Origin of the sequence: Grimontia celer, from assembly GCF_900055185.1 — a bacterium.
Lineage (GTDB): Bacteria > Pseudomonadota > Gammaproteobacteria > Enterobacterales > Vibrionaceae > Enterovibrio > Enterovibrio celer.
This window is the reverse complement of the sequence record NZ_FIZX01000004.1, coordinates 152,786-166,808: the sequence shown is the minus strand read 5'-3', so window position 1 is coordinate 166,808 and position 14,023 is coordinate 152,786. Positions and strand designations below refer to the sequence as shown.

13 protein-coding genes are annotated in these 14,023 nt (G+C 51.3%); 7 read left to right on the top strand and 6 right to left on the bottom strand.

What is annotated here, in order from left to right; genetic code table 11:
• Window positions 1-44 precede the first annotated feature (44 nt).
• Genes GCE9029_RS20875 through GCE9029_RS20865 form a run of 3 tightly spaced genes read right to left on the bottom strand, consistent with a single transcriptional unit; the run spans window position 45 to window position 2,287 of the window.
• The gene (locus tag GCE9029_RS20875) at window positions 45-830 is read right to left on the bottom strand and encodes a quinoprotein dehydrogenase-associated SoxYZ-like carrier (RefSeq protein ID WP_062666577.1); all 786 of its coding nucleotides are present in this window, start codon (window positions 828-830) and stop codon (window positions 45-47) included.
• A gap of 15 nt (window positions 831-845) precedes the next feature.
• Window positions 846-1,742, bottom strand: coding sequence for a quinoprotein relay system zinc metallohydrolase 2 (locus tag GCE9029_RS20870; protein WP_062666575.1), 897 nt, complete (start codon window positions 1,740-1,742; stop codon window positions 846-848).
• Window positions 1,739-2,287, bottom strand: coding sequence for a rhodanese-like domain-containing protein (locus GCE9029_RS20865; RefSeq protein WP_082804407.1), 549 nt, complete (start codon window positions 2,285-2,287; stop codon window positions 1,739-1,741). Before GCE9029_RS20865 ends, GCE9029_RS20870 begins: the two co-directional genes overlap by 4 nt.
• A gap of 148 nt (window positions 2,288-2,435) precedes the next feature.
• Between GCE9029_RS20865 and GCE9029_RS20860 the strand changes: the two genes are divergently transcribed.
• The gene (locus tag GCE9029_RS20860; protein WP_062666574.1) at window positions 2,436-3,368 is read left to right on the top strand and encodes a LysR family transcriptional regulator; all 933 of its coding nucleotides are present in this window, start codon (window positions 2,436-2,438) and stop codon (window positions 3,366-3,368) included.
• 59 nt (window positions 3,369-3,427) lie between these two features.
• Here GCE9029_RS20860 and bamJ read toward each other — a convergent pair whose 3' ends face one another.
• The gene (gene bamJ / locus GCE9029_RS20855; protein ID WP_002539493.1) at window positions 3,428-4,048 is read right to left on the bottom strand and encodes a BamJ family beta-barrel-assembly machinery protein; all 621 of its coding nucleotides are present in this window, start codon (window positions 4,046-4,048) and stop codon (window positions 3,428-3,430) included.
• A gap of 243 nt (window positions 4,049-4,291) precedes the next feature.
• Here bamJ and GCE9029_RS20850 point away from each other — a divergent pair, with 243 nt between their 5' ends.
• Window positions 4,292-4,915, top strand: a complete 624-nt coding sequence (locus GCE9029_RS20850) for a LysM-like peptidoglycan-binding domain-containing protein (protein WP_062666573.1) — start codon at window positions 4,292-4,294, stop codon at window positions 4,913-4,915.
• A gap of 61 nt (window positions 4,916-4,976) precedes the next feature.
• On the opposite strand, the gene GCE9029_RS20845 is transcribed toward GCE9029_RS20850, so the two are convergent.
• Both GCE9029_RS20845 and GCE9029_RS20840 read right to left on the bottom strand, forming a co-directional pair.
• A complete protein-coding gene (locus GCE9029_RS20845; protein ID WP_062666572.1) occupies window positions 4,977-5,429 on the bottom strand; it encodes a GNAT family N-acetyltransferase in 453 nt (150 codons plus the stop codon).
• Window positions 5,430-5,595: 166 nt separating this feature from the next.
• A complete protein-coding gene (locus tag GCE9029_RS20840; RefSeq protein WP_062666571.1) occupies window positions 5,596-7,548 on the bottom strand; it encodes a bifunctional 2',3'-cyclic-nucleotide 2'-phosphodiesterase/3'-nucleotidase in 1,953 nt (650 codons plus the stop codon).
• Window positions 7,549-7,819: 271 nt separating this feature from the next.
• Here GCE9029_RS20840 and cysG point away from each other — a divergent pair, with 271 nt between their 5' ends.
• From cysG to cysC, 5 genes are read left to right on the top strand one after another with little or no spacing between them, the layout of a single operon-like run.
• A complete protein-coding gene (gene cysG / locus GCE9029_RS20835) occupies window positions 7,820-9,241 on the top strand; it encodes a siroheme synthase CysG (protein ID WP_062666570.1) in 1,422 nt (473 codons plus the stop codon).
• A gap of 14 nt (window positions 9,242-9,255) precedes the next feature.
• Window positions 9,256-10,164, top strand: coding sequence for a sulfate adenylyltransferase subunit CysD (gene cysD / locus GCE9029_RS20830; protein WP_002536513.1), 909 nt, complete (start codon window positions 9,256-9,258; stop codon window positions 10,162-10,164).
• 10 nt (window positions 10,165-10,174) lie between these two features.
• Window positions 10,175-11,608 (top strand): sulfate adenylyltransferase subunit CysN, encoded by a 1,434-nt coding sequence (gene cysN, locus GCE9029_RS20825; protein ID WP_062666568.1) that lies wholly within the window; start codon window positions 10,175-10,177, stop codon window positions 11,606-11,608.
• A gap of 5 nt (window positions 11,609-11,613) precedes the next feature.
• Entirely contained in the window at window positions 11,614-13,341 is a 1,728-nt protein-coding gene (locus GCE9029_RS20820) for an SLC13 family permease (RefSeq protein WP_062666566.1), read from the top strand.
• A gap of 51 nt (window positions 13,342-13,392) precedes the next feature.
• Entirely contained in the window at window positions 13,393-14,013 is a 621-nt protein-coding gene (gene cysC, locus GCE9029_RS20815) for an adenylyl-sulfate kinase (protein WP_002536509.1), read from the top strand.
• Window positions 14,014-14,023: the final 10 nt, after the last annotated feature.

The following is a 14,023-nucleotide window of genomic DNA, read 5'->3' as shown; positions in this document are numbered from 1 at the left end:
TCCGCTGTTGTGACGTTTTTTTATGAGACTTCGCAGAGCTGATATCAAATGTCCCATTCACTGGAAAATTCACGGCCAGTAGAGTCTTTCACGTCAGCTTTCAATTTACCGGTTTTGCCTTTATCAAGGTGAAAAGTAAAGGTGGGATTCTCACTGATGGAGATACCCCCGTTAAAGCGCATGACAGGTTCCCCCTCGAGGGTAATATTGACGTCACTCACGTAATCAGACGGGATCCAGTGGCGTGTGAGCTGGTCGATTTGCAGGCCGCTGTAGTTGGGATGACTGATTAAAAGTTGCATCATGCGCGAGTTCTCGCCCGCTAGGTCTTTAAGTTTCATTCTGCCCATTCGCTGGCGCGCCAGCATGTCATCAGCACCGGCAGGGGCTGAACAACCCCCCGAGGCTTTGACGAACTTACTGTGCATATGGAGTTTGCCATCAGCGGTTTGGGCTATCACCCGAACTGGACTGTAGGCATTGACCCTGACGCGGGTAGCGATGTTAGCGACACCGTTGTTCGGGCTCATGTCGAAGCTGCCGACAATCGGCGATGGATTGTTATCGACAATAAGATGTATGCGCTCAATAGGATTTGTATCGTCCTGACGCACATTGACCTTCACTTCAAGTGGCACCAGTGCGGCATCAATCGCGCGTTTCGGAGCGGTCAGCGAAACAATCTCTTCGCTTTCCACAATGTCAGGTGAGCCGGGAAACAGGCTGTCACGGATCAGTGGCCAGGTGGCGCTGTCGGTTTCAGATTCAGCAAAGCTTTGCAGTGGCAGGGCAGTGAGCAGTGCTGACAGCAGCAGGGGCGTTATTTTCATAGGAGAGTCCTCTCATCATTCCCATTCCAACTCCTTGTAAGCCTGAATCACATTGCGGGGATGAAATTCTCCATAAAGTTTCCATTCCCCGGGAGACGGCATGACGGTGGTGCTGGCTGTGTTGATATCGATGTTATCGTTGATAGCGGCACGAACAGCTTGTGCCAGAGAAGAGAGATAGCGCGTTTGCTTTTCAAAAGCCTGTTTTGATTTTTGTAGTGGGCCATGCCCCGGGATCACTTGGTTATAAGGCATGGCCTCAAGTTTTTCAGTTTCTGCCAACCAGCCAATCAGGTTGCCATCCAATGTCGGTAGATGATCGATAAACAGCAGATCGCCAGTGATCAGTGTCCCCGAGCTTTGATCGAACACTGAGAGATCATGGCGGGTGTGCGCACGTTCATGAGGCGTCAGTACTAACGTTCGGTTGCCGAGATCAAGCTTTGTGGTTTCATTGATCACCCGCGTTGCCCCAATCGGTGTGGTGCCGATAAACCACGGGTTGGTGAGTCGTTGCAGGTAATAACCTGATTTTGCGTCAAAGTCGCCGGGATAGCGGGCATGGGCGACAAACTCAGGTTTTTCATCGACAAAGGCGATGTTGCCGAAGTGATGATCGGGATGGACATGCGTATTGATCACAAAACGGATAGGTAAATCGGTTTGTCGCCTTATGACATTGAGTACCGCTTGGCCCGCCCGTTTACTGCCGCCTGTATCAATCACAGCAACGGCTTCTTCTCCGACAATATAGGTGATGTTGGCGACCGGATCGCTGTCGACGGTAAACAGATCAGCAATCTTCCCCTGATGCATGAAAACACCCGGTGCGACCTCACTAAATGCAAGCTCCAGCGATGCTTGCACGGGGAATGTAAGCATCAGAAAAAGCATGACCAGCAGACGATTCATGGCCTGACCGGATACTGCGTTTCGAGCGCATAACCCGCCTCTTTCCAGCCTTTGACACCCGCTCGATACCAATAGACTTCTTTAGCCCCCAGCTCAATCGCCCTTTTTCCCGCATTCCACGAATGCCAGCAGTTAGGCTCACAAAATATGACCACTGGCGCGTCAACCGGCAGTTGGTTTTGAAACAGATGGATGAGTGAGTCAGGAGCAATCCCGTGGCCGACATTGGCCAGCCATAAAGCTCCTGGCAAGGTCTCGCGTGAAGGCTCAATCCAAAGGGTATCGGATGAGAGGTTGTCGGGTTTATTAGGGGCGGGAAAAACATCAATCAACACCGGGCGTCGCGCTTTAATGAAAGTCGCAAGCTGCTCGGCAGAGGCGATGACCTGACCACCACTTAATGTCTCAGGAACTGCCGCCCGATAATTCTCGGTGCGGTAGTCATCGGGTTCAGGGATTGTTTCAGCGCTGATGCTTATGACTTGCAAGCTATACAATATCGCGCATATGAAACTGATTTCCTTGAATAATTTAAGGATATTCATACTACTTTATTCTGATAATACTCATACCTTAGTAGGAGTCGGGCAGAGCACTACACATTATGGGTTAACATTAGGATAACAATCAGACCGTCAAGGGGCGGGTTTTATTGTTGCAGCCATCAATAAACTTCTTTTCAGTGGGGCAAAGATGAACCGTTGGAGTGGTGTTGAAGAATTTGTTGAAGTTGTCAACAGTGGCAGTTTTACCGCCGCCGCACGTAAGTTGGGGGTATCTACTTCCCATGTCAGTCGTCGTATTGACGCGTTGGAAAGTCGGCTTACTACCCGCTTGCTCTATCGTACAACGCGACAAATCACGCTGACTGAAGTCGGCAAAATGTATTTCGAGCAGTGCAATGACCTCATTGAGAAATTCGCTGAGGTAGAAGCGCTGGTGACCCAGATGCAGACCGAGCCAGTTGGCACATTGAAAATCACGGCACCTTCGGTGTTCGGTGAGAAGTTCATTGCGCCACTCGCCAATGATTTCATCGAAGTGCACCCCAAGCTCAGTGTCGAATTTCATTTCACCAATGACGTGGTGGATTTGGTGCATGACGGCTATGACCTGGCGATTCGCACCGGGGATCTGAAAGACAGTACCCTGATGGCGAAAAAGCTCGCGCCGCGAAAACTTTTCGTTTGCGCTTCGCCTGCCTACCTCAAGGAATTCGGCGCACCTGCCAATTTAGAAGATCTGCAGAATCACAATTGTCTGGTAGGGCTGGTGGATAGCTGGAGTTTTCAGGATGGTGGCAACGCGGTGAACATCAAGCCGCAGGGGCGCTGGCATGGAAACAGTGGCAGTGCAGTACTGGATGCCGCTTTGCATGGTTTGGGTTTGGCTCAATTGCCAGACTATTACGTGAGCCAGAAAATCATCAGTGGCGAACTGGTAGAAGTCTTGTCGGATTATCAGGCCCCGGACTCGGCAGTCTGGGCGGTTTACCCGTTTAACCGCAACCTGTCAGCGAAAGTCAGGCTGTTCGTGGACTTTCTGTCAGACCATTTCCAGCATCACTTACCCTGGATGGTGGAAGAGCATCACAACAATGATGATCATCAGGAAGCGGCGGGCTAGGCCGGAATGACAAGCACAAAAAAAGCCAGCATGAATGCTGGCTTTCTTTTTAGCAAAACTTACAGGATATCCAGCAGTTCTACTTCGAATACCAGTGCTGCGAAAGGAGGGATCGCTGCACCCGCACCGCGCTCGCCGTATGCCAGGTCTTGTGGGATGTACAGTTTCCACTTAGAACCAACAGGCATCATTTGCAGGGCTTCAACCCAACCTTTGATCACGCCGGTTACTGGGAATTCAGCTGGTTGACCGCGCTCTACAGAGCTGTCGAACTTAGTGCCGTCAGTCAGGGTACCGTGGTAGTGAACACGTACTTGCTTGTCAGAAGTCGGGATTTCGCCGTTACCTTCAACCAGTACTTCGTACTGCAGGCCAGACTCGGTCACAGTCACTTCGTCACGCTTCGCGTTCTCAGCCAGGAAAGCTTCGCCTTCTGCTGCTGCTTCTTTTGCTGCTGCTTGGCGAACTTCTTCTGCTTGAGTGTGCAGTTCACGCAGTGCGTTGTTGATCTCGTCGATCTCAATCTCAGGCATGTTACCCGCCAGAGCGGTTGCGATACCTTTCGCGATTGCATCTACGTTCAGACCTTCCAGACCAGAACCTGCCAGTTGCTGACCCATTTGCAGACCGATGCCGTAGCTTGCTTTCTGCTCTACGGTTTCCAGTTTTACATCAGACATGTCGTCTCTCTTTATTTGCGGGTTTAAAGTGGGCAAGGATAACAGTTACAGGGCGTACGGGACAAATCGACTTACAGCTTTAAGGTTGTAATTAGGACGGAATTCTTTGAAAGTACAAATGTCAGACAATTGTTCAGGTTAAGTCGACTGTCTGACATTTTGCTGATATTGCAGATCTAGTATTCAGAGTTATTGGATTGACTGAGATACTGGAACTACCCCATGAGGAAATTGGGAGAGGTAATGACCTTGAAAGGAAAGCGCGAAAAAGGAACTGCATCCGCCACGCCGCCTCTGGGCGAGGTAGTGAAAAACGCGTTGGAAAAAGTGAAGGCTGCGTTGAGTCCTTTGGTTGAGCGTATTCAACCTCACTGGCAATCTCTGCCGAAATTACACCGCACCGCGATTTCAGTATTGGGCGCGCTGTTGGTCGTGCTTTTAATCTGGCCATCAAGCGAGGATTCTCTGCCGGAGACTAATACGGCTGGTGAACGCGTATCCGTGCCACTTGCGGTTGGACAACAGCAAGCCAGCAACGACGATGGCTTTGATGCTGACGGTGCGCAAGTGATTTCTACGCAGACTGTGGGTTCACAAAACGCCAGTACGGATTGGGTGAATTACGAAGTGAAGGGTGGTGATACGCTGTCTAACATCTTCCGCGCGCAGGATTTGCCGCTACCAGACCTTTACGCCATCTCAGCGATTGAGGGAGACGATAAGCCACTCAGCCGAATCCAGCCGGGACAACTACTTCGCTTTAAGCGCAATGACCAAGGCACCTTGGACATGCTGCAGATTGAAACGTCGGGTGCATCAGTGATTTTCTTCCGGTTGTCAGATGGCAGCTTTGCCCGCCGCAAGTAAATGCTGAAAACAGAGAAAGGCTGCCATGGAGCAGCCTTTTTTTATATCTGTTTACCGCCAATTAGGCTGCGACGCGGCGCATGTCGATGTGCGGAATGCCGTCCTCCAGATACTGCTCAGAAATTTCTTCAAAGCCGTGGCGACGATAGAACTCCCGCAGGTGATATTGAGCACCAATGGTGATCGGCGCTTTTGGCCACAAGTCTTGAGCCTGAATGATGGCCTGTTTGACCAGTTCACTGCCACAGCCGTTTCCGCGTTCAGTATTGGCGGTCACAATGCGTCCGATACTCATTTCCGGATAGGTGAGGCCTGCTGGCAGAATGCGGGCGTAGGCTGTCATTTTGTCATCGCGGTAGCCGAGCAAGTGTCGGGTTTCGGGATGGGTGTCATGGCCGTCCAGCTCCGGATACGGACAATTTTGTTCTACGACGAACACGTCGGTGCGCAACCTCAATAGGTCATAGAGTTGCCGGGTCGACAACTGACCAAAGGTCAGGGTTATCCATTGCATTATTGTTATTCCTGATTTTTAAAAATCTCTTGGGCTACTTTTTTCATAGCCCATTTCCCTTTGGGTAGCCGGATAACTTATAAAAAAACCGCGATCAAAGCCGCGGTTTTTCTGTATCAATTTTGGTTGTTTTCAATAATTAAACATTGGTGCAACCAATTATTAATCATTTTTTCAGGTCAATGCGGTACTGCGCGAAGCCCACATCATCTGTGCCCACTTTCTCCATTGGGTACTGACCTTTTGCCTTCACAAAATCAGCGGCTTTGTCACTTGGTGAGGTTTCAAATACCACGTTCAGATCAGCGTCAGTTTCGATTGGGGCAAACGACCAGTTATTGTCAGCCGTTGGGGTAACCACACCTTTCTCTTTGGTTACCGCACTGATGTAGTTGGCGACCACGGTACGGTTTTCATCCGGTGAGGCGAAGGCAATGAAGTCATTACCTGTGCCAGGGAATTTGCCCAGGTATGCACGATAGTTGTTAGTTGCAATCAGGAATGACTGCGCCATATCGACAGGTTTACCGTTGAAGGTCAGGTTCTGGATACGCTCGGCACCTTCGTTAACCAGTGTACAGTCACCGTCGTAACGTGCTGGCTGGGTGATATCCACCTGATAGTTCACGCCATCAATAACATCGAAGTTGTAGGTGCGGAAGCCATCCCAGTTAATGAGTGACTGCTGGGCGCTGGATTGAGGGTCGATTTGATTAAACTGACCCGCACTGCACTCCAGCCACTCTTTCACTTCTTTACCGGTGACTTTCAGTGCCACCAAGGTATTTGGATAAAGGTAGAGATCTGCTGCATTGCGGAATGTCAGCTCTCCTGCTTCCACCTCGGTGAAATTCGCTGGATCATTCTTACGGCCTCCGGCTTTAAAAGGCGCGGCTGCTGACAGCACAGGAATACCGTCCAAATCCGGGTCACCCTGAATGAAGCGCTCGACGTAATCTTTCTGTGCCAGGTTAACAATTTGAACCGTTGGGTCGTCCTGTACCAGCGAGAGGAAGCTGTACATTACGTCGTTTGCTTTACCGATCGGCTGATTGACGAAATCGCGGGTGCCTTTATGATCATGCGCCAGTACCTTACGCATTTCCATATCTGCAGCTGCCAATGATTTGCCATCAAAAATTGGGCGCGATTCGCTTTGTACCGGCGTGACAACCCACTCATCGCCTTGCTTGTCGAGTTGCAGATCCATGATACCGACATGGCTACCCCAGCGACCCGGCATTACGGCAGCAACACCTTTTATAGTGCCTTTTTCGTTATCGACGCCTTTGATGTTGTCAAAGCCTTTGCCCGGGAACACTGCGTGAGAGTGGCCGAAGGCGATGGCATCGATACCTTCAACATCGGCAAGGTAGTACACCGAGTTTTCTGCCATGGCTTTATATTCATCTTGCGACAGGCCAGAGTGCGGCACTGCTACAATCACGTCTGCGCCTTTGGCTTTCATCTCAGGCACCAGCTTTTCCGCGCTGGCTTTGATGTCTTCAGCAATCACTTTGCCTTCAAGGTTCTTCTTGTCCCACACCATGATTTGCGGTGGTACAAAACCGATATAACCGACTTTCACCAGATGAGCGTTGCCGTCGGTGTCTTTGAAGGTGTGTTCTTTGATGATGTAAGGATTGAAGTAGTGCTTACCAGTGTTGGCATCAATCACGTTAGCGGAGATATAGGGGAACTTCGCGCCTTCCAGCGAACGGTCGAGGAAGTCAAGGCCGTAGTTGAATTCGTGGTTACCGATGTTGCCCACATCGTAGTCCAGCAGGTTCATTGCCTTATAGACGGGGTGAACTTCGCCTTTCTCGATACCTTTCGCAGCCATGTAGTCACCCATCGGGCTGCCCTGAATTAGGTCACCATTATCGACCAATACGCTGTTTTCGACCTCTTCTTGTGCAGCCTTCACGAGCGTTGCAGTGCGCACCAGACCGATTTTTTCACTCGGCTTGTCCTTGTAGTAGTCGTAATCCATCACATTGGTGTGAATGTCGGTGGTCTCGATGATGCGCAGTTTAATGGTGTCCGCCATTGCTGGGCCTGCCATGGTAAGCATACCGGTCAGTACAGCGATGGAAAGCGGACGGGCTGAAAGAGTCATGATTATCTCCCAAGGACAGAAATGTGCCTGTATTTTGCATATCGACGACTAGGAATAGTTACATTTCATCTCTAACTGTGATCTATGACTTGATTAAGTGATATGTAATCGAATGCAGTGCTGGCGCGGCTTCGCGGCGGTTGGAGAAAACTTCGTCGCTATGAGAGTGAAGGTCTAATAGCCATAACGTTATAAAAAATGAATTTTTAGAATTTCAAGTAATAACATCAACTCTCTATAGTGGCCTCAATGGATTGAAAGGGCTGACACTATGGATTACTTGCCAATTTTCGCAAAGCTTGAAGGACGCGCTTGTCTGGTCGTCGGCGGCGGTGAAGTCGCATGGCGCAAAACGCGCATGCTGATGAAAGCCGGGGCGTCTGTCACCATCGTGGCGCCTGAAGCGGATCATGAAGTTATTGAAGCGGCTGAAAATGGCGAACTGGTGTGGCTGAAAGAAGGTTTTAAGCCGGAGCACCTCGACAACGTGTTTCTGGTGATTGCCGCCACTGATAACCCGCTGGTAAATGAGCTGGTATCTAAAGCTGCCGACAAACGTCGTGTGCTGGCGAACGTGGTGGATGACACCCCGAAGTGCAGCTTTATCGTTCCCTCTATTGTTGATCGCAGCCCAATTGTGATTGCGATATCTTCTGCCGGTAAATCACCGGTGTTAGCAAGACTCATCCGAGAGAAACTCGAAACCCTGATCCCGTCGCACGTTGGCCGTATGGCTAAACTGGCTGGCGATTTCCGCGACACCTTAAAACAGAAAATCTCGACCCTGAATGGTCGCCGTAAATTCTGGGAAATGGCATTTGATGGCCGTTTTTCCTCATTGGTTGCTTCTGGCGACGAAGAGGGTGCCAAAGCAGAGCTCGAGCGACTGACCGATGGCGTTTCCCTGCAAGGTGAAGTAGCGCTGATTGGCGCTGGCCCGGGCGACCCAGGTCTTCTGACCCTGCGTGCGCTGCAATTGATGCAGCAAGCCGACGTGGTGCTATACGACTATCTGGTCTCTGACGAAATCATGGAGCTTTGCCGCCGTGATGCCGAGCTGATTTGTGTCGGTAAGCGCGCGAGTTATCACAGCGTATCGCAGGAAGAAACCAACGCCATGTTGGTGAAGTATGCACAGAAAGGCCATCGCGTAGTGCGACTGAAAGGCGGCGACCCCTTCATGTTTGGCCGTGGTGGTGAAGAGCTACAAGTGCTGCAGGAAGCGGGCGTTCCATTTCAGGTGGTTCCGGGTATTACTGCCGCAGCAGGTGCAACCGCTTATGCCGGTATTCCGCTGACACATCGCGATTATGCACAAACAGCGATGTTCATTACCGGACACCTCAAGAAAGAAGATGACAGTTTCCGCTGGGCGACACTTGCGCGTGGTCGCCAGACGCTGGTGATTTACATGGGTCTGATGAAAAGCGCCCATATTCAGCAGCAATTAATTCAGCATGGACGTGACCCGGAGACTCCGGTCGCAATCATAGAAAACGGCACGCGTACCAACCAAAAAATCTATAAAGGCAAACTCAACGAGCTGGAGTCGCTGGCGGAAGGTGTAGGTTCACCTGCATTGATCGTCGTCGGCGAAGTGGTGCAGCTCGCAGACCAGTTGAACTGGTACGGAAAGCAATCATTCGAAGCGGTAGGTGATGTTCGTGCACCGTCCGTGGTTAATTTAGGCTAAGGAAACAACATAGAATGGAAGCCAAAACTCTTACCCACCTCAAGCAGCTTGAGGCAGAAAGTATCCACATCATTCGTGAAGTGGCGGCGGAATTCGATAACCCGGTGATGATGTACTCCATCGGTAAAGACAGTTCCGTGATGCTTCACCTGGCTCGTAAAGCCTTCTATCCGGGCAAGATCCCTTTCCCTCTTCTGCACGTCGACACTGACTGGAAGTTTAAGGAAATGATCAAGTTCCGCGATGAAACGGCGAAGAAATATGGCTTCGAACTTCTGGTACACAAAAACCCAGAAGGTCTGGCGGCGGGCATCAACCCGTTTGACCATGGTTCTTCCAAGCACACCGACATCATGAAAACCCAGGGTTTGAAGCAGGCGCTGAACAAGTACGGTTTTGACGCAGCATTCGGCGGTGCCCGTCGTGACGAAGAGAAAAGCCGCGCAAAAGAGCGTGTTTACAGCTTCCGCGACAAGAACCACGTTTGGGATCCAAAGAATCAGCGTCCTGAGCTGTGGCATACCTACAACGGTCAGGTGAACAAAGGCGAGAGCATCCGTGTGTTCCCGCTGTCGAACTGGACTGAGCTGGATATCTGGCAATACATCTACCTCGAAGGCATCGATATCGTGCCGCTGTACCTGTCTGACGTGCGCCCAGTGGTTGAACGTGACGGCATGCTGATCATGGTCGATGACGACCGTATGAAGCTGCAGGAAGGCGAGGAAATTGAACACAAGAGCGTCCGTTTCCGCACCCTGGGTTGTTACCCATTGACCGGTGCTGTGGAGTCGGAAGCCAACACCCTGACAGGGATTATTGAAGAGATGCTGGTGGCGACGTCGAGTGAGCGTCAAGGACGTGCGATCGACCACGATCAGTCCGCCTCCATGGAATTGAAGAAACGTCAGGGATACTTCTAAGGGATTAAACATGAATAGTGCTATTGAACAACAAGTGGCCGAGCTGGGTATCGAGGCCTATCTGGACCAACATCAGAACAAATCCCTGCTGCGTTTTCTGACTTGTGGCTCGGTGGATGACGGTAAAAGTACGCTGATCGGCCGCCTACTGCATGACTCTAAGCAAATTTATGAAGATCAGCTGGCAGCGATCCACGCGGACAGCCAGAAAGTGGGCACCACAGGTGAAAAACCGGATCTGGCGCTGTTGGTAGATGGTCTGGCCGCGGAGCGCGAGCAGGGCATCACCATCGACGTGGCATATCGCTACTTCTCGACTAAAAAACGTAAGTTCATCATCGCGGATACTCCGGGACATGAGCAGTACACCCGTAATATGGCGACCGGTGCGTCGACTTGTGATCTCGCTGTGATCCTGATTGATGCGCGTAAAGGCGTATTGGATCAAACCCGTCGTCACTCGTTTATCGCGAGCTCTTTGGGCATCCGCCACTTTGTGGTTGCGGTGAACAAAATGGATCTGGTGGATTTCGATCAGGCACGTTTTGAAAGCATCCGTGATGATTACCTGGCGTTTGCTGAAAAGCTGAATGCGGACATCGACATCAAACTGGTGCCACTGTCAGCGCTGGAAGGCGACAACGTGGTAGACCGCAGCCCAAGCACCCCTTGGTATGACGGCGAGACCCTGCTGACCTTGCTGGAAGATGTAAACGTGACTGCGGAGAAAGATAACAGTGCATTCCGTTTCCCAGTGCAGTACGTGAACCGTCCAAACCTCGACTTCCGTGGTTTCTCTGGCACCATCTCTGGTGGTGAAGTGCGCCCAGGTGATGAAATCAAAGTGCTGCCATCAGGTAAAACCTCGACAGTCGCGCGTATCGTGACCTTTGATGGTGACCTGGATTATGCACACGCAGGTCAGGCCGTAACCATTACCTTGACTGATGAAATCGACATCAGCCGCGGTGATTTGATTGTGCCAGCTGCTGATACCCAGCAAGCGACCAACAAACTGGCCGCACGCATTGTTTGGATGGCTGAGCAACCGCTGGAAGTGGGTCGTCAGTACGATGTCAAAGTCGCGGGCAAGAAAACCGTGGGTGCCGTGAGCAAAATCCGTCATCAGGTGGACATCAACTCGCTGGAAACGTTCGACACTGAAAGCCTGCCACTGAACGGCATCGCTGAGTGTGAGGTTGAACTGACCGAATCTGTGCCGCTCGACGTTTACACCGATTGCGCCGACACTGGTGGCTTCATCCTGATTGATCGCCTGACCAACGTGACCGTGGGTGCAGGTATGATCAGCGAGCTGCTCGAAGACAATGTTGCCCAAACTTCAGGTACTGATATCTCTGCGTTTGAGGTAGAACTCAACGCGCTGATCCGCAAGCACTTCCCACACTGGAATGCACGCGACATCAGTAAGCTGTTGGGGTAATTCCAATGAGCTGGGATCAGTCTCTGGTATTGGGATTGCTGCTGGCGATTGTGGCAGGTTTGGTGTTTACCAAAATCAAACCTGCCGTGCTTTTCGCAGGCGTAGCTTTCGTTGCATTTCAATCCGGACTGGTATCGGTGGAAGCGATGGCAGGGAACTTCACCAACAGTTCCCTGTTAACGCTGGTACTCCTCATCCTTGCCTCTGCGGCACTGGAAAAAACACGTTTGGTCAGCTGGGTCAGCGGGCAACTTGCCAGCGGCCGTTTAGGAACCGTCGTCGCTAAATTAGGCGTCTCGACCGCGTTTCTAAGCTCTTTTACCAACAACACCGCTGTCGTGGTTTCTCTGATTGGTGCGGTGAAGCGTAACCGTCGTCATGCGCCATCACGACTGCTGATTCCTCTTTCTTACGCAGCCATTCTTGGTGGCACCCTTACCCTGATTGGCACCTCGACAAACCTCATCATTAACAGCTTTGTGGAAAGTGCTGGTCTGCCTACACTGAGCTTCTTTGCGCCATCGACGATTGGCCTTGCCGTATTGGCTGGCGGTCTTTTGGTGTTGATCCCGTTTTGTTATCTCCTTCCTAACTATGACGACGACAGTGATGACGATTTGCCATATGTATTGGAAGCAGAAGTCAAAAGGGGCTCGCCATTAGCGGGTAAAACCGTGTCTGAAAATGGGTTGCGTGCGCTTCGCCGTTTGTATCTGGCCGAAATTGTTCGCGATGGTGAGCTTATCGCCCCGGTTTGTCCGGATACTGTGATGCGCGAAGGGGACAAGCTTCAGTTCTGTGGCGATGTGGAGAGCGTGGCGACCTTGCAGGAAATCGAAGGTTTAGCGCTGTTTGGTCAGCATCACATCAACGGGCAGAACCTGCTTGAAGTGGTAGTGAGCCATAGTGCATCGATTCTCGGTAAGACGCTGAAAGAGGCCAAATTCCGTGAAAACTTTGATGCGGTCGTCGTCGCCATCCGTCGCGGTCATGAAAAGCTCGAAGGCGGTTTAGGCAATATTACCCTGCTTGCCGGTGACACTTTGGTGATTGTCCCTGGTAAAGGATTTGCGAAAGAGCAACAACGCATGCAGCGCGAATTCGTGCTGGTAAATGGCTTGGACTCCAGCGCACGCCTCGATAGCAAAATGAGCACTTGGGTGCTGGCAGGTTTTGCCGCGGTAATTGGTTCCGCTTTGATGGAGTGGATGCCACTGCTGAATGGCTTGGCGGCCTATCTGACTGTGCTGTTGCTGACAGGCGTCGTGAATCTGGTGGAGCTGAAACGCCGCTTCCCGGTTGAGATCGTGGTGATTGTTGGCAGTGCGCTAAGTCTTGCGCAGTTGATGATTGAGTCTGGGCTTTCTGAGCAAATGGGCGAGCTGTTTATCTACTGGTTTAACGGCTGGGGCGTTTATGGCGCGCTGATTGCAACCTATTTGCTGACGCTGGTGTTAACGGAGCTTGTGACCAACAATGCCGCGGCTGCACTGTCATTTCCGATCGGATATAGCCTCGCTCTCGGATATGGCGTAGATCCGATGCCGTTTATTATGGCAGTCTTGTTTGGCGCCAGTGCGAGCTTTATTTCGCCATATGGTTACCAGACTAACCTTCTGGTCTACAGTGTGGGTAATTATCAGTTAACGGATTACCTGCGGATTGGATTGCCGTTGTCGTTGGTGTACTCCGCATTGGTGTTGGGTCTTATCCCTCTGTTTTTTCCATTTTAATCACCTCAAAGGCCAATAGAGCCTGAGATGAGGTCAACAAAGGATTGAGTTATGAGTGCAGCGGATACGCCGCATCCGGATGAAAACGTCGTTTGGCATAAACACGTTATCGACAAGCAATACCGCGCAGAACAGAAAAAACAGCGTCCGGCGCTGCTTTGGTTTACTGGCCTTTCAGGCTCTGGCAAATCCACCGTGGCTGGCGCGCTGGAAAGCAAACTGGCACAGATGGGTTACCACACCTATCTGCTCGATGGTGACAACGTACGTCACGGTCTGTGCCGTGATCTGGGCTTTTCCGATCACGACCGCCGCGAAAACATCCGCCGTGTGGGTGAAGTTGCGAAACTGATGACAGATGCGGGTTTGATTGTCTTCTCCGCGTTTATCTCCCCGTTCCGTGAAGAGCGCCAATTAGTGCGTGAACTTCTGCCTGAAGGTGAGTTCTTGGAGGTATTTGTCGATACGCCTTTGGAAGTGTGTGAGTCACGCGACCCGAAAGGCCTCTACAAAAAAGCCCGTGCGGGCGAAATCAAAGCCTTCACCGGTATCAGCTCTGCCTATGAAGCGCCGGAAGCACCGGAGGTGCATCTTCATACTGACGAGCATTCCGTTGAAGCTTTGGTTGATCAGTGCATTGCATCACTGCGCCAGGCAGGCATTATCGGCTGACTCTGATTGT

Excerpts from the sequence above, each read along its gene's own strand:
- GCE9029_RS20875 (WP_062666577.1), bottom strand. The coding sequence starts at position 830 with ATGAAAATAACGCCCCTGCTGCTGTCAGCACTGCTCACTGCCCTGCCA.
- GCE9029_RS20870 (WP_062666575.1), bottom strand. The coding sequence starts at position 1,742 with ATGAATCGTCTGCTGGTCATGCTTTTTCTGATGCTTACATTCCCCGTG.
- GCE9029_RS20865 (WP_082804407.1), bottom strand. The coding sequence starts at position 2,287 with ATGAATATCCTTAAATTATTCAAGGAAATCAGTTTCATATGCGCGATA.
- GCE9029_RS20860 (WP_062666574.1), top strand. The coding sequence starts at position 2,436 with ATGAACCGTTGGAGTGGTGTTGAAGAATTTGTTGAAGTTGTCAACAGT.
- bamJ (WP_002539493.1), bottom strand. The coding sequence starts at position 4,048 with ATGTCTGATGTAAAACTGGAAACCGTAGAGCAGAAAGCAAGCTACGGC.
- GCE9029_RS20850 (WP_062666573.1), top strand. The coding sequence starts at position 4,292 with ATGACCTTGAAAGGAAAGCGCGAAAAAGGAACTGCATCCGCCACGCCG.
- GCE9029_RS20845 (WP_062666572.1), bottom strand. The coding sequence starts at position 5,429 with ATGCAATGGATAACCCTGACCTTTGGTCAGTTGTCGACCCGGCAACTC.
- GCE9029_RS20840 (WP_062666571.1), bottom strand. The coding sequence starts at position 7,548 with ATGACTCTTTCAGCCCGTCCGCTTTCCATCGCTGTACTGACCGGTATG.
- cysG (WP_062666570.1), top strand. The coding sequence starts at position 7,820 with ATGGATTACTTGCCAATTTTCGCAAAGCTTGAAGGACGCGCTTGTCTG.
- cysD (WP_002536513.1), top strand. The coding sequence starts at position 9,256 with ATGGAAGCCAAAACTCTTACCCACCTCAAGCAGCTTGAGGCAGAAAGT.
- cysN (WP_062666568.1), top strand. The coding sequence starts at position 10,175 with ATGAATAGTGCTATTGAACAACAAGTGGCCGAGCTGGGTATCGAGGCC.
- GCE9029_RS20820 (WP_062666566.1), top strand. The coding sequence starts at position 11,614 with ATGAGCTGGGATCAGTCTCTGGTATTGGGATTGCTGCTGGCGATTGTG.
- cysC (WP_002536509.1), top strand. The coding sequence starts at position 13,393 with ATGAGTGCAGCGGATACGCCGCATCCGGATGAAAACGTCGTTTGGCAT.